General features: G+C 59.3%; 17 protein-coding genes and 1 tRNA gene. 1 reads left to right on the top strand and 17 read right to left on the bottom strand.

What is annotated here, in order from left to right:
• Nucleotides 1-36: 36 nt before the first annotated feature.
• From BBBR_RS07650 to BBBR_RS07715, 14 genes are all read right to left on the bottom strand, one after another.
• On the bottom strand, nt 37-1,455 hold the full coding sequence (locus tag BBBR_RS07650) for a DEAD/DEAH box helicase (RefSeq protein ID WP_003830135.1): 1,419 nt from the start codon (nt 1,453-1,455) through the stop codon (nt 37-39).
• A 124-nt stretch (nt 1,456-1,579) separates the two neighbouring features.
• A complete protein-coding gene (gene orn / locus BBBR_RS07655; RefSeq protein WP_014484149.1) occupies nt 1,580-2,230 on the bottom strand; it encodes an oligoribonuclease in 651 nt (216 codons plus the stop codon).
• Between the two features lie 167 nt (nt 2,231-2,397).
• Nucleotides 2,398-3,951 (bottom strand): IMP dehydrogenase, encoded by a 1,554-nt coding sequence (gene guaB / locus BBBR_RS07660; protein WP_003830131.1) that lies wholly within the window; start codon nt 3,949-3,951, stop codon nt 2,398-2,400.
• Between the two features lie 88 nt (nt 3,952-4,039).
• A complete protein-coding gene (locus BBBR_RS07665) occupies nt 4,040-5,287 on the bottom strand; it encodes an MraY family glycosyltransferase (RefSeq protein ID WP_003830129.1) in 1,248 nt (415 codons plus the stop codon).
• A complete protein-coding gene (locus tag BBBR_RS07670) occupies nt 5,284-5,946 on the bottom strand; it encodes an L-threonylcarbamoyladenylate synthase (RefSeq protein WP_015439103.1) in 663 nt (220 codons plus the stop codon). The genes BBBR_RS07665 and BBBR_RS07670 overlap by 4 nt, the downstream gene beginning before the upstream one ends.
• Before the next feature lie 158 nt (nt 5,947-6,104).
• Nucleotides 6,105-6,809, bottom strand: coding sequence for an ABC transporter ATP-binding protein (locus BBBR_RS07675; protein ID WP_003830126.1), 705 nt, complete (start codon nt 6,807-6,809; stop codon nt 6,105-6,107).
• Nucleotides 6,809-7,672: an ABC transporter ATP-binding protein gene (locus BBBR_RS07680; protein WP_003830124.1), complete on the bottom strand. Its 864-nt coding sequence runs from the start codon at nt 7,670-7,672 to the stop codon at nt 6,809-6,811. The genes BBBR_RS07675 and BBBR_RS07680 overlap by 1 nt, the downstream gene beginning before the upstream one ends.
• Entirely contained in the window at nt 7,669-8,757 is a 1,089-nt protein-coding gene (locus BBBR_RS07685; protein WP_003830122.1) for a branched-chain amino acid ABC transporter permease, read from the bottom strand. Before BBBR_RS07685 ends, BBBR_RS07680 begins: the two co-directional genes overlap by 4 nt.
• A 4-nt stretch (nt 8,758-8,761) precedes the next feature.
• Nucleotides 8,762-9,685 (bottom strand): branched-chain amino acid ABC transporter permease, encoded by a 924-nt coding sequence (locus BBBR_RS07690; RefSeq protein ID WP_003830120.1) that lies wholly within the window; start codon nt 9,683-9,685, stop codon nt 8,762-8,764.
• Nucleotides 9,686-9,847: 162 nt separating this feature from the next.
• Nucleotides 9,848-11,035: an ABC transporter substrate-binding protein gene (locus tag BBBR_RS07695; RefSeq protein WP_015439106.1), complete on the bottom strand. Its 1,188-nt coding sequence runs from the start codon at nt 11,033-11,035 to the stop codon at nt 9,848-9,850.
• Between the two features lie 272 nt (nt 11,036-11,307).
• Nucleotides 11,308-12,192, bottom strand: a complete 885-nt coding sequence (prmC, locus tag BBBR_RS07700; RefSeq protein WP_015439107.1) for a peptide chain release factor N(5)-glutamine methyltransferase — start codon at nt 12,190-12,192, stop codon at nt 11,308-11,310.
• 142 nt (nt 12,193-12,334) lie between these two features.
• A complete protein-coding gene (gene prfA, locus BBBR_RS07705; protein ID WP_003830112.1) occupies nt 12,335-13,423 on the bottom strand; it encodes a peptide chain release factor 1 in 1,089 nt (362 codons plus the stop codon).
• A 109-nt stretch (nt 13,424-13,532) separates the two neighbouring features.
• The gene (rpmE, locus tag BBBR_RS07710; protein ID WP_003830110.1) at nt 13,533-13,745 is read right to left on the bottom strand and encodes a 50S ribosomal protein L31; all 213 of its coding nucleotides are present in this window, start codon (nt 13,743-13,745) and stop codon (nt 13,533-13,535) included.
• Nucleotides 13,746-13,868: 123 nt separating this feature from the next.
• Nucleotides 13,869-13,942 (bottom strand) — tRNA-Ile (locus tag BBBR_RS07715).
• Nucleotides 13,943-14,033: 91 nt separating this feature from the next.
• On the opposite strand from BBBR_RS07715, the gene BBBR_RS07720 reads away from it, so the two are divergent.
• On the top strand, nt 14,034-14,645 hold the full coding sequence (locus BBBR_RS07720) for an efflux MFS transporter permease (protein WP_003830086.1): 612 nt from the start codon (nt 14,034-14,036) through the stop codon (nt 14,643-14,645).
• A gap of 102 nt (nt 14,646-14,747) precedes the next feature.
• Here BBBR_RS07720 and BBBR_RS07725 read toward each other — a convergent pair whose 3' ends face one another.
• The 3 genes from BBBR_RS07725 to BBBR_RS07735 form a co-directional block, all read right to left on the bottom strand.
• A complete protein-coding gene (locus BBBR_RS07725; RefSeq protein ID WP_003830084.1) occupies nt 14,748-15,539 on the bottom strand; it encodes a hypothetical protein in 792 nt (263 codons plus the stop codon).
• 388 nt (nt 15,540-15,927) lie between these two features.
• The gene (locus tag BBBR_RS07730) at nt 15,928-16,347 is read right to left on the bottom strand and encodes a peptide deformylase (RefSeq protein WP_003830078.1); all 420 of its coding nucleotides are present in this window, start codon (nt 16,345-16,347) and stop codon (nt 15,928-15,930) included.
• Nucleotides 16,347-17,195, bottom strand: coding sequence for an aldo/keto reductase (locus BBBR_RS07735; protein ID WP_015439109.1), 849 nt, complete (start codon nt 17,193-17,195; stop codon nt 16,347-16,349). Before BBBR_RS07735 ends, BBBR_RS07730 begins: the two co-directional genes overlap by 1 nt.
• Between the last annotated feature and the right edge of the window lie 48 nt (nt 17,196-17,243).

Here is a 17,243-nt window from a genome sequence, read left to right on the forward strand (position 1 = left end):
AACGCTTACATTAGTAGTCGTTCGGCATAGCAACCGTCAGAACAAGGCGTCTTGGGCGAATTCGTCATTGGGATCGGCGGCGAATTCGTCTGGCTCGGTGGGTTTGAATGCGCCTGCGCCTTCATCGGCCAACTGGTCGGAGGCCGAGGCCGAGGCCTCGCGCAGGTCGCCGTCAAGCACCACGGCATCGGGTGAGACAAGGAACATGCGCTCGTTGACACCAGCCAAATACAGTCCGCCCAATGATTCAACTCGGGAGAGCGCCACATATCCCATGCCCGGCGCGAAGGTCCTCTTCAAGTCCATAACCGCGCGATCGAGCGTCATACCCTGTGACTTGTGGATGGTGATGCCCCACGCGCAGCGCAACGGCACCTGAGCCACGGAAGCGAGCACCGTCTCGCCATCCATCATCTCCCACTTGGCCTGTTTCATGGTGACGATATTGCCGTTCTCGAATTCCACAATCGGCCAACCGCCTTTGTTCTCCTGCGCAAAACCGCGCACAGTGCCGAGCGAACCATTGACATACTGGCGGTCGGGGTCATTGCGCAGAGCCATGACGGCCGCGCCTTCCTTGAGCACGAGCCGCTCGGGGGCGAGCATGTTCTTCTTGAGCCGATCGACCAGATTGGCCGGTCCTGCAGTTTCGGCATGGAACTCATGAGGCTCGAGCATGATCTGGTTCAGCCGCATGTCGTTGAGATTGTCGGCCTGACGGTTCACGGGGAAGAGATGGACGGCCACTTGGCCGGGCTCGGGCAGCTTGCCCAAACGCGTGACGAGTGCGTCACGGTCGGACTGGGTCACGTCGCCTTCGCGAATGTCAGTAAGCACGGTCAGAAGCTCACCGGTGTCTTGACGATGCTGCTCGGTGAGGTAGCAGATCACCGGGTTGAGTTCCTGCCACACCAGCGATTCGGTGATAAAGCTTTCCGGATTAAGACCGGCACGGGCATACCGTTCACGGCTGGCGATGAATTCCGGTGTGGGTTCGATGAGGTCGCGGTTGCGGCCGGATACCGAGACCGGAGGCAGCTGAAACAAATCTCCGGACAGCACGACCTGGATGCCGCCGAACGGCCGTGGATCGCGACGGACCTCGCGGCAGACTTGGTCAACCATGTCAAACAGCCAGGCGTGCAGCATGGAGACCTCGTCAATGACGAGAATATCCGTGGCCTGAATCTTGCGTTTGCGGCGGGATTTGATGAGCTTGAGCAGACTGGAGGTCAGACTTGTCGCCACACCCACACCACTCCATGAGTGAATGGTCTGGCCATTGATATGCGTGGAGGCTATGCCTGTGGACGCAGTGACGGCCACGCTCGCCCCGTCGGCACGCGCCTGCCGGATGAACTCGTTGAGCACGTAGGTCTTACCGGCACCGGGCGCACCGGTCAGGAACACGTTCGCGCCGGCGTTCAGAATGGCCAGGGCTTCGGTTTGGCGCATATCAACCTCTCTAGGCTCCACTCTTTGAGCGGAGCTGACTGAGGGGAGTCGTACGCATCCGTGACTCCCCTCAGTCTCACTTCGTTCGACAGCTCCCCTCAGAGAGGGAGCCAAGTACGGCGGACTACTTATTGAGGATGCTGGTGGAGACGATGTCGGCAGAGATGGCCTTGGCTGCGGCCTCGTCCGGGCCGGGGGCCGGAGCCATGAAGGCCTTGCGGTAGTAGCGCAGCTCATCCAAAGATTCGATGATGTCGGCGAGAGCACGATGACCGCCATTCTTCGGCGGGCGGTTCTCGTAGACGGCCGGGTACCAGCGGCGGGCGAGCTCCTTCAGGGTGCTCACGTCCACGCTGCGGTAGTGCAGGTGACTCATGAGGTCCGGCATATAGTGGTCGAGGAACTTCTTGTCGGATCCAATGGTGTTGCCGGCCAGCAGCGGGCGCACGCCTTCCGGCGTGAAGCGCAGCACGTATTCGGTGACCTTCTGCTCGGCCTCGGCCAGGCTCAGGCCATTCTCCCACTCGTTGATCAGGCCGGAACGGGTGTGCATCTGGCGCACGAAATCGTTCATGTGGTTCACGGCCTTCTCGGACGGCTTGATGACGTAATCCACGCCCTCGTCCAGCACATTCAGGTCAAAGTCGGTGGGAACCACGGACACCTCGACGAGTTCGTCGCCGCCGAAGATGTCAAGTCCGGTCATCTCGCAATCGATCCAAATCAGGCGCGAGTCCTTCGCGCTGTACGTTTCCGCGTCATGGCTGTCGACCATGGTGTGCCTCTTTTCTTCGCTGGTCATCGCTTATGCAGAACAGTTCAGACTATACCCCAGCGCATACAAGCTATCTCGAGCCACATACGCGAAAAGGGCCTGCATAAGCAGACCCTTTTCACAAGGAATCAACCCCTAACTAGCGCAAGCTAGCGGGCATCAACCGATCAGTTGTTGTGGAAGCCGGAGTAGTTCGGTGCTTCCGCGGTCATCACGATGTCGTGCGGGTGCGATTCACGCAGGCCGGCGTCGGTGATGCGGATGAACTTGCCACGTTCCGGCATTTCGGCGATGTTGTGTGCGCCAATGTAGAACATGGACTGGTGCAGGCCACCGAGCATCTGGTAGAGCACAGCGTTGAGCGGGCCGCGGTACGGCACTTCGCCTTCCACACCTTCCGGCACGACCTTGTCGCTGGAGGTCACGTCGGCCTGGAAGTAGCGGTCCTTGGAGTAGGACTTCTTGCCGCGCGGAGCCATGGCGCCGAGGGATCCCATGCCTCGGTACAGCTTGTACTGCTTGCCGTGCAGGAGCACCTTCTCGCCCGGGGCTTCCTCACAGCCAGCGAGCGTGCCGCCGAGCATCACGGAGGAGGCGCCAGCCACAAGGGCCTTGGCGATGTCACCGGAGTAGTGGATGCCACCGTCGGCGATGCAGGGCACGCCAGCGGCACGGCAGGCCTGGGCGGCCTCGTACACGGCGGTGAGCTGCGGAACGCCAACACCGGCAACGATACGGGTGGTGCAGATGGAGCCAGGACCAATACCGACCTTGACGGCATCGGCACCGGCCTCGATCATGGCCTGGGCACCGGAACGGGTGCCGACGTTGCCGCCGATGATCTGCACGCCATCGAAGGCGGAATCGTGCTTCAGACGGGAGATCATGTCGAGTGCCAGGCGGGCCTCACCGTTGGCGGTGTCGACCACGAGCACATCCACGCCGGCCTCCATCAGGGCGGAGGCACGCTGCCATGCGTCGCCGAGGAAGCCAACGCCGGCGGCCACGCGCAGGCGACCCTGCTCGTCCTTGGTGGCGTCCGGGTACTGTTCGGTCTTGACGAAGTCCTTGACCGTGATCAGACCAGTCAGATGACCTTCCGCATCAACCAGCGGCAGCTTCTCAACCTTGTGCTGGGCGAGCAGGCGGTGGGCGTCGTCCTTGGAGATGTTGGACGGACCGGTGACCAGGTTCTCCTTGGTCATGACATCCTTGACCTTCAGGGTGTCGTAATCCTCGGAGGCGATGAAACGCATATCACGGTTGGTGATGATGCCGACGAGCTTGTTGTCCTTGTCCACCACCGGCAGACCGGAGATGTGGAACTTGCCGCACAGCTTGTCGAGATCGGCCAGCGTGACCTCAGGGTTGACGGTCAGCGGATCGGTAATCATACCGGACTCGGAGCGCTTGACCACATCGACCTGAGCAGCCTGATCGTCGATAGACAGGTTGCGGTGCAGCACGCCGATACCACCGTTACGAGCCATGGCGATGGCCATCTCGGACTCGGTCACGGTATCCATGGCGGCGGAGAGCACCGGGGCCTTCATCGTGATATTGCGGGTCAGATGGGTGCTGGTGTCCACTTCGGAAGGAATGACATCCGTCTCGTTCGGCAACAGCAACACATCATCATAGGCAAGGCCGAGCTTGGCGAAAATCGGGGGAAGGGGGGCATACGCCGACTGGGCGTTTAATTCATCAAGGTTTGTAGCCATGTAAACACTATATGAAAATGCGCTGACCTTCACGACACACGTGTGAGAACCGTCCAATCACATATGGCTCAACGCGTGCGGACTGCTATCAGGAAGGGTTTTCCTGTCCGCTCGAATCAGCGCCGGCAACCGGCAGCGATTCGCTTCCGGAACGCGTATTTTCTGGGGTTACGTCGTCATGCACTGCCGTGGCATGCTGCGCGTTGTGGCGCGCCGCTTCCAACGTAGCGTTCTCTTCCTGTATCTCCGGAATACGATGCTTCAGGTACGGGTACATGGTGGCGATGGTCAGTACGACCACGGCAATCGCCATACCAAAGGCAACGTGCTGCGCCTTGAAGAAAAGAATGGTCAACGACCCAAACGCGATCAACGCCGCCCAACCCCAAAGAATCAGCACGGCTCCACGAACCGAATGGCCGATGCGCAGCATGCGATGATGCAGATGCATACGGTCCGGATGCATCGGCGACTGCCCCTTGGCCAGACGCCGCACAATCGCCAGGCACATGTCGAGCACCGGCAGGAACAGCACCAGAATCGGCAACAGAATCGGCATGAATACCGGCAGATAGATACTGGCGTGAATCGATGCCGGATCAAGACGGCCGGTCATGACGATTGAGGCGCAGGTGATGAGATAGCCGAGCAGCATCGAGCCGGAATCACCCATGAACAATTTCGCCGGATGCCAGTTATGCAGGATAAAGCCCACACAGATGCCCACCATCATCACGTCGATCAGCGTGGCCAGCGAGGCGTAACTGGGCGAGTATCGGGCGATGATGTACGAATAGATGGCGAACGCGATGCCGCCGATGGCCACGATGCCCGAAGCCAGTCCGTCAAGACCGTCCACGAAATTGACCGCGTTGATCGAAGCGACAATAAGGAATGCCGTAATTGCCATGGACAGGCTCGGGGATGCGGTGATCAGAGAGCCTCCCAGCGGCAGCGAAATAATCTGCAAACCACCCCAGGCCACGAAAACGGAAATCAGCAGCTGACCGGCGAGCTTCAACATCCAGTCAAGATCCCACAAATCATCGGCCATGCCCAGCAGACTGATCATAATGCCGCCGGCAAGAATCACCCACATCTGGTAATTGCCTTGGAACAGACCCGCAAGGAACGGCGTTCTGCTGGCAAAGATGGTGGCCACGGTAAATCCGATCAGCATGCCAAGGCCGCCCATACGCGGGGTGGGAATGGTATGCACATCGCGGGCGCGCACTTCGCCAACCGCGCCGATCTCGATGGCCACGTGGCGAATCAGCGGAGTCACCAGCCAGGTGACGCCACCCGCGATGGCCGCGACCAGTAAGTAAATCCTCATGCGCCTAATCCCCCGCCATTGAGGTGGAGGGCTTTGCGAATCATGGATTGGGGAATGACTCCCTCACGAAGAATCTCAATGCCGTCTCTCGCATACGGATCCGCTTTCACCACGGTGCTAGATATATGGCCTTGTGTGGGCCCGCCATCCAGATACAAATCAATCTGGTTCCCGAACGCTTCCACGGCCTCATCCACGGTCTGCGCGCTTTCATCGCCGGAACGATTGGCGCTTGAAGCGGCCAGAGGACCAGTAGCACGAAGAATCTCAAGGCAGAGCGCCGAGTTGGGGATGCGAATGCCTTGCGTGCCGGGCCTGCCTTCCGCGGTGTCGGCCAACGTCTCCAACGTGCAATCGGGGCGCGCGACGGCAATCGGCGAAAACGCCCCCGGCAGGAAGGCGGCAGAAAGACGGTTCAGCGGCGAAGGTAGTTCGAGTCCGAGCTCGTCAAGTTGGTCAGTGGAATCAAGCAGAACCTGCAATGCCTTGTATCGGGGACGCCGCTTGAGTTCGTAGATGCGGGCGATGGCAGCCGCATTGCGCGGATCACAGGCTACGCCATACACGGTATCGGTGGGAATGACGATCAGTCCGCCATCATGAATGATGCGTGCGGCCTGAGCCAACGACTCATCCGTGACCTTCCGCGTTGCGCTCATACCGTCTCCGTTCACCTGATTCATCACAATCTATCATTGCACCATTGTGCCCCGACTTGCACAACGACGATGACCGGGTTTCGTTCCGAACGGCATGCACCGTCCCGGGCGAAACCCGGTCACCATCAATTCGAAAGCAACCTGTGCCAGCCTATGCGTCACGCGCCGAGGTATGCCTTGCGCACCTTCTCGTCGTGCAGCAGATCCGAGGCCTTGCCTTCCATCGTGATCTTGCCGGTTTCGAGCACATAGGCGCGATCGGCAATGGATAGGGCCATCTTCGCGTTCTGTTCGACCAGCAGCACGGTGATGCCGCTCTTGCGCAGAGTGACGATGATGTCGAAAATCTCCTTGACCAGCAGAGGCGAAAGACCCATCGACGGCTCATCCATCAGAATCGTCTTCGGATGGCTCATCAGGGCGCGGCCCATGGCCACCATCTGCTGCTCACCGCCGGAGAGCGTGCCGGCCAGCTGGCGGCGACGTTCTTTCAGACGCGGGAAGTAGTCGAACACCATCTCAAGATCCTTGCCGAGATTCGACTGGTCCTTGAGGCTGAACGCACCCATCTCCAGGTTCTCCTGCACACTCATGCGGGTGAACACATGGCGGCCTTCCGGCACGTGGGCCATGCCCAGGGTGACGATCTTGTTCGCATGCGTCTTAAGCAGGTCATGACCGTCATAGGTGATGCTGCCGGACTTGGCCGGCACCAGGCCGGTGATGGTGTGCAAGGTGGTCGTTTTACCGGCACCGTTGGCTCCGATCAGGGAGACGATCTCACCGTCGTCCACCTTCAGACTGATGCCTTTGACCGCGTCGATGGCGCCGTACGAGACACACAGATCCTTGATTTCCAGCATCAGCGTGCCCCCTCTTCTTGAATCGTCTTGGCGATGCTTGGCTCCGGCTCGACCTTGGCGGTCGAGTCGCCATCCACATCATCATTGCTGTCGCTACCCAGATAGGCCGAGATGACCTGCGGGTTGTTGGCGATCTGCTCCGGCGTACCGGATGCGATGGTACGACCGTAATCAAGCACCTGAATGCGCTGGCAAACACTCATCACCAAGCTCATGTCATGTTCGATGAGCAGGATGGCGATGCCGAAACGATCACGGATCGTATTGATGCAGTGCAGCAGATCCTCGGTTTCCGTGGGGTTCATGCCTGCGGCCGGCTCGTCGAGCAACAGCAGCTTCATGCCGGTGGCCAAAGCGCGCGCGATCTCCAGCTTGCGCTGCTGGCCGTATGGCAGGTTGGCCGCTTGCGTGGCCGCCAAGCCTTCGAGGTTGAAAATGCGCAGCAGGTCGATGGCCTTCTCATGCATCTCATGCTCCTGCTTCCAGAAGCCCGGGGTGCGGAAGATGGCGCCGCCCATATGGTAGGAGAACGATTCGTCAAAGGCGACGAGCACATTCTCCTCAACGGTGAGCTGCTTGAACAGGCGGATGTTCTGGAAGGTTCTGGCGATGCCGGCACGAACCACCTGATAGGTCTTCTTGCCGTTCATGTGTTCGCCATCCAGCCAGAAATCGCCCTCGGTGGGCTTGTACACGCCGGTCAGCAGGTTGAACACCGTGGTCTTGCCGGCACCGTTGGGGCCGATCAGACCGACGAGTTCGCCTTTGTTGATGGTCATGTTGAAGTCGGATACGGCCTTCAGACCACCGAAGGTGATGCCGAGATGTTCGGCTTTGAGGATGGGCTGGGTATCGTTGCTCATCGTGCAGCCTCCTTCTCGGTTGCATCGGCCGGTTCGTTGACGGCTTTATCGGACTTATCAGCAGCCCTGTCGTTCTTGCCGTTTCCGCGAAGCAGCAGCCGGTTGATGAGCTTGGGCAGCGAGAACTCCCATGAACCAAAGATGCCCTGCGGGCGGAAGATCATGACAAGCACCAGCACCACCGAGTAGGCGAGCATACGGTAGTCAGCGAAGGCACGCAGCAGCTCGGGCAGGATGGTCAGGCCGATGGCGGAGACGATCGAGCCGGTGAGCGAACCCATGCCGCCGAACACCACCATGATCACGTAGTTGATGGAGTTGAGCCAGCCGGCCATGGTGGGGTTCAACGAACCGATGTACTGGGCGAAGATGCCACCTGCAATGCCTGCAAAGAATGCGGAAATCGCGAAGACAAGCACCTTAAGGTACGTGGTGTTGAGTCCGGAAGCGCCCGCAGCGATCTCGTCGTCGCGAATGGCCTTGACGGCGCGCCCGTAACGGGAACGGCCGAACATGAAGAGCACGACCACGGTGACCACCATGATCCAGAACACGACGTACAGGTTGGCGGTGCGTTCGATGCCGATCAGGGCCTGTCCCGCGGCACCCTTGTCAAGGCCCATGCCGCCGGCAACCTTGAGGTTTTGGATGATCACACGAATGATCTCACCGAAGCCCAGCGTGATGATGGCCAAGTAATCGCCATGCAGTCGCAGTGCCGGGATACCAATCAGGATGCCGAACACACACGCCACAATGCCTCCGATCAGCGTGGTAATCAGGAACCTTGCGGTGGGGTCAACGCCGATGCCGGCTGCAACCATGTACTTGGACGCCAGTGCGGCTACATAGGCGCCGATGGCCTCAAAGCCGCAGCAACCCAGCGTCAGCTGGCCAAGCACACCGATGGTGAGGTTCAGGGACGTGGTCATGATGATGGCGATGCATGCGGTCATCATGATGCCCTTGATATAGGAATCGGCCAGACCGGATTCGCACAGAGCCATCACGATGCCGAACGTGGCAAGGATGCCTAGGAAGCACACCACATAGGATTGTGTGGTGGAAAGCATTGTCTTCTTCATACGATCAGACCTTCTCCCCTTCGTTCTTGCCCATAATGCCGGACGGCTTGACGAGCAGCACGATGATCAGGATGGCGAACACGATGGCATCGGAGAATGCCGAGGTGATGAGGCCTCCGGTGACAGTGCCGATATATGCCTTGGTCAGACTCTCGATCAGGCCGATGGCAAGACCACCGATCATGGCGCCCGGGATGGAGCCGATGCCACCAAGGACTGCGGCGACGAATGCCTTCAAGCCCAACATGGCACCCATCATAGGCGACACCTGCGGGTAGGCGGCGCAGTACATCAGCGAGGCGACTGCAGCCAGACCGGAACCGATGGCGAAGGTCAGGGCGATGGTGGAGTTGACGTTGACGCCCATGAGCACAGCGGCCTCCTTGTCTTCGGAGACAGCGCGCATGGCCTTGCCCTGCTTGGTGAACTTGACGAACAGCTGCAGGCCCACCATAATGACCAGGCCGATGACGATGGTCAGCAGTGTGTCTCCGGAAAGCTTGAGCTTGCCGAAGGCAATGGACGGCAGGTGGAAAATGGTCGGGACTGTCTGGAAGTCGGCACCGAAGATGGCCTGAGAGCCGTTCTCCAGCAGCAGGGACATGGCGATGGCGGTGATCAGGGCGGTCATGGAATTGCCCTTCTCGCGCACCGGCTTGTATGCGGCTTTTTCGACGATGACGCCGACGGCCACGCACACCAGGATGGCGGGAATGACCGCCACCCAGGCGGGCAGGCCCATGGCGACGATGGCGGGAATGGTGAGCATCAGCACATATGCGCCGACCATGATGAAATCGCCGTGGGCGAAGTTGATCAGGCGGATGATGCCGTAGACCATGGTGTAGCCCAATGCCACGAGTGCGTACACGCTACCGATTTTCAGGCCATTGAATAGCTGGCTGACAAACATGATGATCTGATCCATCACTGCTCCCCCTTTCTAAATCTCATTGTGTGTTGAATGCGTTTATTGAATGTCTGATGATGCGCCATGAAAACGCGAAAGGGAGAGGGCCGGGAAACCGGCCACTCTCCTATATCGCGCACTCATACTAGAGCGCATGGATTGGAATCATGCAGCGGTGATTCACTTGGGCTGCACGGTGGTGTTGTAGACAGGCTTGCCGTCCTTCATCTCAAGCACGATGACGGACTTGGTCGGGGAGCCGGACTTGTCCATCGTGAACTTACCGGTCACACCGTCGAAGGTCATGCCGGCCACGGCGTTGCGCACATCCTCACGGGTGGCGTTCTTGCCGGCCTTTTCGATGGCCTGCTTGATCATGTAGATCGTGTCGTAGCCCAGAGCGGCGAAAGTGTTCGGCTCGGCGTTGTTCTTGGACTTGTAGGACTTGATGAAGTCCTGCACCTTGGAGTTGGTGTTGTCGTCGGCGGAGTAGTGGGTGGTGTAGTAGGTCTTGTTGTACTGGGCCTTGTCACCGGTGAGCTTGAGGCCGTCGTAGCCGTCAGGGCCCATCACGTAGCCATCGAAGCCCACGGAACGAGCTTGCGGGATGATGTACGGACCAGCCACGGAGTAGTAGTACGGAGCGTAAAGCAGCTCAGCACCGGAGGCCTGGATCTTCTGCAGCTGAGCGGAGTACTCGGTGTCGTCGGCGGAGGAGGAGCTTTCCTTGTCCACCACTTCAAGACCAAGCTTCTCGGCGGCCTTGGCGAAAGCCTCACCCACGCCGGAGGAGTACGGATCACCGGTACCGTAGAGCACGGCGACCTTCTTGACCTTCAGGTTCTCGGCCGCGAAGCGGGCGGCGACCTCACCCTGGTAGGAGTCCTTGAAGCAGGTGCGGAACAGGTAGTTGCCGGTTTCGATGGAATCGGAGGTGGCGGCCGGGGCGATGGTGACCAGCTTGGACTGGTCGGCCAGCGGAGCCACGGCTGCGGTGGTGGCGGAGATGGTCGGACCGGCCACGGCGAGCACGTTGTTGTCGCCAACAAGCTTGTTGTAGGCGTTGGACGCCTCGGTGGCGTCGCCCTTGTCATCCATGGACTCGAGCTTGACCTTCTTGCCGTTGATGCCGCCCTTGGCGTTGATCTCGGAAACGGCCAGCTCGAAGCCCTTGACCTCGGCCTCGCCGTAAGCGGCAGCGGTACCGGAGTTGGTGGTCACGGTGCCGATGGTGATGGTGTCACCAGATGCCTTGGCGCTGGAGCTGGAGGAGTCATCCATGCTGCCGCCGGAGCATCCAGCAAGGGACAACGCCATAACTGCGGCCGCGCTGGCCGCAATGAACTTAGTGGAGAACTTCACGTTCATCCTCTTCCTTCTTCCTTGGGATATTGCAACATCGTTCATCAGTCAATCAACGCGCGGGATATGCGCGTGAGACGTTCCGTTCGCATAATTCACATACCACAGAACTGCATCACACGGCTTGTGACCGTCATCTACGTCTCTCTCATTCGATGTTTGTCGCGGACTGTTATAACCAGACCCGCTTTGAACCCGCAATAAATTGTTCTTATTATGAGACAGCGCAATTACGGAAACGAGAATGCAAGCCCAAGGAAATGTGGGATTCGTGAGGCTTAGGAAACTGCAAACAGGTAGCGGTCACGACCCGTCCAGTCCTGGCCGGTCGATGCGGCAGCGAATCCGGTGGCCCTGGCAAAGGCCACGAGACGATCCCCCTGGGTCACGTCATGTTCCATGACAAGCGCGCCCCCAGGCTTGAGAAGACGGCAGGCCCGCTCGATAATGCGCTCGGGAATCAACGTACCGTCCATCGAGCCGCCATACAAAGCCAATTCCGGATCCCAATCACGCACTTCCGGCTGCTCGGGAATATCGGTCTGCGGCACGTAGGGAGGATTGGTGATGACGATATCGACGGTGCCGTCCAATTGGGCCAATGTGGCGAAGGACGTGGCATCCGCGATTTCCAGATGGTAATTCGAGGCAATGGATGGGTACTTTTTCGCGGTTTCCGACAGATTCCTTCGCGTCCATTCGGCGGTGTTCGGCGACAGCTCCACCGCCCACACCTGGCTGCCGGGCACCTCGCTGACAACGGACAGCCCAATCGCGCCGGAGCCGGCGCACAGATCGACCACACGAGGATGGATCATGCCGTTTCTTGTCAGCCAGTCAAGACCGACCTGCACCACGGTTTCGGTTTCCGGACGCGGAATGAACACGCCAGGGCCGACCTTCAGGTCGAGATAGCGGAACGGCGCATGACCGGTGATGTACTGCAACGGCTCACGCTTGGCACGGCGGGCAAGCATGGATTGGAAGCGGGCAAGCTGTTCGGCTGTGCCAAGCTCCTCCCCCATCAACAGAGCTTTGTCGACATCGCGCAACTCAACACCTGCCGCCTCGGCAAGGAGCAGTTTGGCATCATGCTCAGGCGTCTCAATGCCCGCCTCACGCAATTGCACGGCGGCATCACGAATCACATCGGCAGCAGCCATCACATCCCTATCTTCCGGTGCCTTAATTATCACATAATGTAAGGGTTTGGCCGGTAAATGCGATGCTCGACCGTAGGCTTGACCGAACGGCCTAGAGTGTGTCGAGCATTGTATCTACCGGCCAAACCCGCTCACGCTACTATCACTTCTGATTGGCCAGACGGTCGGCTTCGTCGGCTTGGATGTCGGAGTCGATTACGGCCTGCAGGTCGCCGTCAAGCACGGCATCCAGGTTGTATGCCTTGTAATTCGTACGATGATCGACGATGCGGTTCTCCGGGAAGTTGTAGGTACGGATACGCTCGGAGCGATCCAACGAGCGTACCTGCGAGTGGCGCATATCAGCCGCCTCAGCGGCCTCCTGCTCGTGCTTCATGGCCAGTAGTCGGGACTTCAGCACGCGCAGGGCGGAGGCACGGTTCTGAATCTGCGACTTCTCGTCCTGCATGTTCACCGTGATGCCGGTAGGCAGGTGGGTCATGCGCACGGCGGAATACGTGGTGTTCACGGACTGTCCGCCAGGACCGGAGCTCATGAAGATATCAATCTTCAGGTCTTTCGGATCAATCTCAATTTCGTCATCGTCCTCGTCGGCTTCGGGGAAAACAATCACACCGGCCGCAGAAGTCTGGATGCGCCCCTGTGATTCGGTGACAGGAATGCGCTGCACGCGGTGCACGCCGCCCTCGTATTTCATCGAAGCCCACACGCCGTCTTCGGGAGCAGGCGTGCCCTTGGCCCGGATGGCAATCTGCACGTCCTTGACGCCGCCGAGCTCGGTGGTGTTCTCGGACTGAATGTTCACGCTCCAGCCGCGCTTCTCGGCGTAGCGGGTGTACATACGCAGCAAATCACCGGCAAACAGTGCAGCTTCCTCGCCGCCGGTGCCGGCCTTGATTTCCATAATGGTGTCTCGCGCATCATCCGGATCACGCGGAATAAGCGCGGTGCGCAGCTTTTCTTCCGCGCCCGGCAGTTCGGATTCGAGACGCTTAGCTTCCTCGGCGAAGTCGGCATCCTCGCCGGCCATCTCCTGAGCGGCTTCCAAGTCATCCTTCAATTGCAACCAAGCTTTGTAGGCTCCCACAATGGCACCTAGCTCGGCATGACGACGGCCTAGTTTGCGCAGCTTGTCCGGATTGGACACGACTTCGGGGCTCGCCATCTGCTCTTCGATGGACTGGTACTCCTCAAGTGCGGTCGCCGCCGCGGGGAACTGTTCGTCTGCCATGACACGCTTTCTGGTTGTGTTGTAATCAGGTCAAAAGAATACAAAAACGCCAGTCCTCGGGCGGGCATGCCGAAGCATGCCGGGCCGAATAGGACTGGCGCGAAGTATGCTACTTGCTCTTCTTGCCGTAGCGCTTCTCGAAGCGAGCAACGCGGCCACCGGTATCGAGAATCTTCTGCTTGCCGGTGTAGAACGGGTGGCACTGAGAGCACACGTCAACGAACATGTGATCTTCCTTGCCAGCAGTGCGGGTCACGAAGGTGTTGCCGCACGAGCACGTCACCTCAACGGGGTGGTAATCAGGATGGATACCCTGCTGCATTTTGCGTCTCCTATGGATTCGGGGGACCCGGGTCGTCATGCCCCTATGGCAGACGTGAACCGGAACCTTACGGATTGTACGCGCCTATATGGACGGGGAATACGTTGCGCTGTCGGAAAAGAGTGGGGCCGCAGGGGCTTGAACCCTGGACCGGGCGATTATGAGTCGCATGCTCTAACCGACTGAGCTACGGCCCCACGATGACGTACTGCGATTGCAGAGTAGTCAACTTGCCAAAGTGTAGCACGACCCCGGTCGCAGGAACGGATAACAAACGACCACTCCCGTATGATGTTGTACGCGCCGCCCACCCTGATGCGCGAGTTCAACGTGCCCAGCAGCACCGTGCAATGGCTGACCACCGGATTCATGCTCACCAACGGCATCATGATTCCGGTCACCGCATTCCTCATCGAGACCTTCACCACACGTCAGCTATTCCTGTATGCGATGGGCATGGTCATCGCCTTTGCTCCGGCACTGGGCCCCACCATCTCCGGTCTGCTGGTCGAATGGCTGAGCTGGCGTTGGATGTTCGCGCTGCTGGTGGCAATCGCCGGCGGCGTGATCGCGGCCGCCTGCTTCACGGTGCACAACGTGGGCGAGCCGACCCACCCGCATATCGACGTGCTGTCCGTGGTACTTTCGACCTTCGGTTTCGGCGGTGTGCTCTTCGGCCTCTCCACTGCCGGCGGAAACGGCTGGGGCAGCATGGACGTGCTGGTATCTCTAGCCATTGGCGTAATCGCCCTGACACTGTTCATCTGGCGCCAGATGCGGCTGGAACAGCCAATGCTTGACTTCCGCATTTTCCGCATGGTGGCCATCGTGTGCATCATCTGTCTGGTGGCACCCTTCTTCATCCGAGACCGCGGTCTTCATCCCGGTCAGAAGCGCTGAAAACATGCTCCAGGGCCGCCAGCACACACCGACGGCCCAAGCCCCCCCCCCCAAAAAAAAACAGAGACTACAACTCAGGACGGCAGCCTCGCGAAAGCCCCATCAATCGCGCGCCTGCTCAATCAGCTGATTCAGCATGCCGGTCTTCTTGGCGGCAACCGCCTCCTCCCAATCCAGCCCGGTATCCTTGGCCCGGCCGTAGAAGAATCTGACCAAACCGGGAAAGTCGGGCCGGTATCCACTGTGGCGAAAACTTCGCGCTATGGCCTCGCCCGTCTTGGGATCATCTGGCCGGTGAGCCTCATAGATCGGAATCGCGCAACCCTGCCACCTGCCTCGCACACGGGCAATGCGGTTGACGATCAGGCCGCCGCGTGCGCCGTCATATTCTGCAGCTTGCGGGCTTGCTACATCATAAATACCACCATTAATGAGATCTTCGACCGTCATTATCCCCTTCACCGCATTGGCATCCTTGATCCAAAACATCGAGGCGAAATTGGTGTCATCAATATCCCGGAAATCCTGCAGCTTCCGTTCCCCGACCTGCGGGTCGACGGCGTACACGTATTCCGCCATAGCCCGGAACGGTGAGATGCCGTTATCTTTGTTATGCACCAGCTCGACGCGCATATCCGAGCTTTCATCTCCGGTCAGACCGATGTCGCTGATCGAGCAATCAAAGGAAAACCAATCCCAAAACTGCCACTCGATCATCCGGAGCAGACCCTCGGGATGTGGCTTGAATGGGTTCAAACTGACTTCACGGTAAAACTCACGCCGCGCCTCGGCATACACGGCAAGATTGCATTGCTTGAACATATCAACGACATCCTTGGTATCCAGGATTGCCGGTGCTCCGGAATCTTCAACGGCGGCAGTGGCTTCGGTCATGGTCGGTCCTTCCGGTCAAGTGTGGACGGCAGGCCGCATCGCCCGCCGTGAGACACACTGTACGGAAGCCGGCGACCCGCCGCAACCCGTTGAAACAAACTTGTGGATATGTGGAAATCCAATGATTCCAAGGGATGCCGATTGTGCATAACCATGCCATCGATAGGTGGATAACCGCCGGTTCGACGCACCTCATGCACGAGGTTATCCACCATCCACAGGCTCTACGGCGTGTCATCCACAGTCGGCGATCGAGGCGTATCCGACCCTTGCCAAACACCCTGCCGCTTCGAACGACGCCTGCCAATACGACAAGTGGTCTGCCGCCATGATGAGGACGACCGGCCACCGGTTGCAACGAATCCGTCAGCCGGATTCAGTCAGATAGCTAGATGATAATGCCGTTGCAGTGGTCGACCTCATGTTGGATGATCTGCGCGGTCCATCCAGTGAACGTGGCGTGACGCGCTCGGAAACGACGGTCTTCGTAATCGACCTCGATACGACGGTAACGCAGCGTGCGTCGTTCGCCGGCCAAAGACAGGCATCCTTCCTGGGTGTCGAAGGCACCATCCGAAGCGGTGATTACGGGATTGAGCATCACTGTGACGCGACCGCCAAGGTCCTCGTCCACGAAGGCTATGATGCGCTTGCCCACGCCGATCATATTGGCGGCCATTCCCACGCAGCGCGAACGGTTGGCCTCCAACGTGTCCACGAGGTCCTGCATGGCTGCCTCGTCGCTAGGCTCGGCTGGTTCGGACGGCGTGCGCAGGAACGAGCGCGATGTCATAATGGGGCGTTGCATCAGGCCTCTTCGTGCCAGTGGGGATTCTGGCCGAAGGTGTAGCCTTCGGGATTATCCATCGCGGCGATGTCGGCCATGTCCTGCTCATCCAGCTCAAAGGCGGTCAGATCGAGGTTCTGGCGCTGACGCTCCGGGTTGAGGGACTTCGGAATCGCCACGTCGCCGTACTGCAGATGCCAACGTAGGATGGTCTTGACAACGGAGATACCATGCTTGGCGGCGATACGCTTCAAGTCCGGATCGCGCAGCATCTGGTTGGCACGGCCCAGCGGGCTCCACGCCTCAGTGATGATGCCATGCGCGTTGTCGTAGGCCAGCTGTTCGTGCTGCTGGAAGTACGGATGCAGCTCGACCTGGTTGACGGCAGGGGTCACGCCCGTATCGCGAATAAGCAAATCAATGTGACCGGGCAGGAAGTTGCTAACGCCGATATGCTTGACCAGCCCACGTTCACGGGCTTCGACCAGCGCCTCCCATGCCTCGACGAACTGACCTTGGCTCGGGTTCGGCCAGTGAATCAGGTAGAGGTCGATGTAGTCGAGTCCCATGCGGCACACGCTCTCCTCGATGGTGAGCAGCGCCTCGTCATGGGCGTGGTGGCGGCCAGGCAGCTTGGAAGTGACGATGATGTCTTCACGCGGCACACCGGATTCGCGGATAGCGCGGCCCACCACGCCTTCGTTCTCATAGTTGAAGGCGGAATCGATGAGTCGGTAGCCCTGATGAATGGCAGACTTGATGGCGTCCACACCGGTCAGGCCGTTAACCTTATAGGTGCCGAATCCGGTGGCGGGCAGCTCAAGGCCGTCGTTGGCCTTGCGAATCGGAGTGACTGGTGGCTCAAGCATGATAGTCCTCCTGCTTCTCCTGTGATGGAATATCGATTCCATCATAAA

Origin of the sequence: Bifidobacterium breve DSM 20213 = JCM 1192 (genome assembly GCF_001025175.1) — a bacterium.
GTDB lineage: Bacteria > Actinomycetota > Actinomycetes > Actinomycetales > Bifidobacteriaceae > Bifidobacterium > Bifidobacterium breve.

Coding starts and splice junctions, on each gene's coding strand:
- BBBR_RS07680 (WP_003830124.1), bottom strand. CDS start 7,672: ATGAGCAACGATACCCAGCCCATCCTCAAAGCCGAACATCTCGGCATC.
- BBBR_RS07665 (WP_003830129.1), bottom strand. CDS start 5,287: ATGAGGATTTACTTACTGGTCGCGGCCATCGCGGGTGGCGTCACCTGG.
- orn (WP_014484149.1), bottom strand. CDS start 2,230: ATGGTCGACAGCCATGACGCGGAAACGTACAGCGCGAAGGACTCGCGC.
- BBBR_RS07670 (WP_015439103.1), bottom strand. CDS start 5,946: ATGAGCGCAACGCGGAAGGTCACGGATGAGTCGTTGGCTCAGGCCGCA.
- BBBR_RS07720 (WP_003830086.1), top strand. CDS start 14,034: ATGATGTTGTACGCGCCGCCCACCCTGATGCGCGAGTTCAACGTGCCC.
- BBBR_RS07690 (WP_003830120.1), bottom strand. CDS start 9,685: ATGGATCAGATCATCATGTTTGTCAGCCAGCTATTCAATGGCCTGAAA.
- prfA (WP_003830112.1), bottom strand. CDS start 13,423: ATGGCAGACGAACAGTTCCCCGCGGCGGCGACCGCACTTGAGGAGTAC.
- guaB (WP_003830131.1), bottom strand. CDS start 3,951: ATGGCTACAAACCTTGATGAATTAAACGCCCAGTCGGCGTATGCCCCC.
- BBBR_RS07695 (WP_015439106.1), bottom strand. CDS start 11,035: ATGAACGTGAAGTTCTCCACTAAGTTCATTGCGGCCAGCGCGGCCGCA.
- rpmE (WP_003830110.1), bottom strand. CDS start 13,745: ATGCAGCAGGGTATCCATCCTGATTACCACCCCGTTGAGGTGACGTGC.
- BBBR_RS07685 (WP_003830122.1), bottom strand. CDS start 8,757: ATGAAGAAGACAATGCTTTCCACCACACAATCCTATGTGGTGTGCTTC.
- BBBR_RS07675 (WP_003830126.1), bottom strand. CDS start 6,809: ATGCTGGAAATCAAGGATCTGTGTGTCTCGTACGGCGCCATCGACGCG.
- BBBR_RS07735 (WP_015439109.1), bottom strand. CDS start 17,195: ATGCTTGAGCCACCAGTCACTCCGATTCGCAAGGCCAACGACGGCCTT.
- BBBR_RS07730 (WP_003830078.1), bottom strand. CDS start 16,347: ATGCAACGCCCCATTATGACATCGCGCTCGTTCCTGCGCACGCCGTCC.
- BBBR_RS07725 (WP_003830084.1), bottom strand. CDS start 15,539: ATGACCGAAGCCACTGCCGCCGTTGAAGATTCCGGAGCACCGGCAATC.
- BBBR_RS07650 (WP_003830135.1), bottom strand. CDS start 1,455: ATGCGCCAAACCGAAGCCCTGGCCATTCTGAACGCCGGCGCGAACGTG.
- prmC (WP_015439107.1), bottom strand. CDS start 12,192: ATGGCTGCTGCCGATGTGATTCGTGATGCCGCCGTGCAATTGCGTGAG.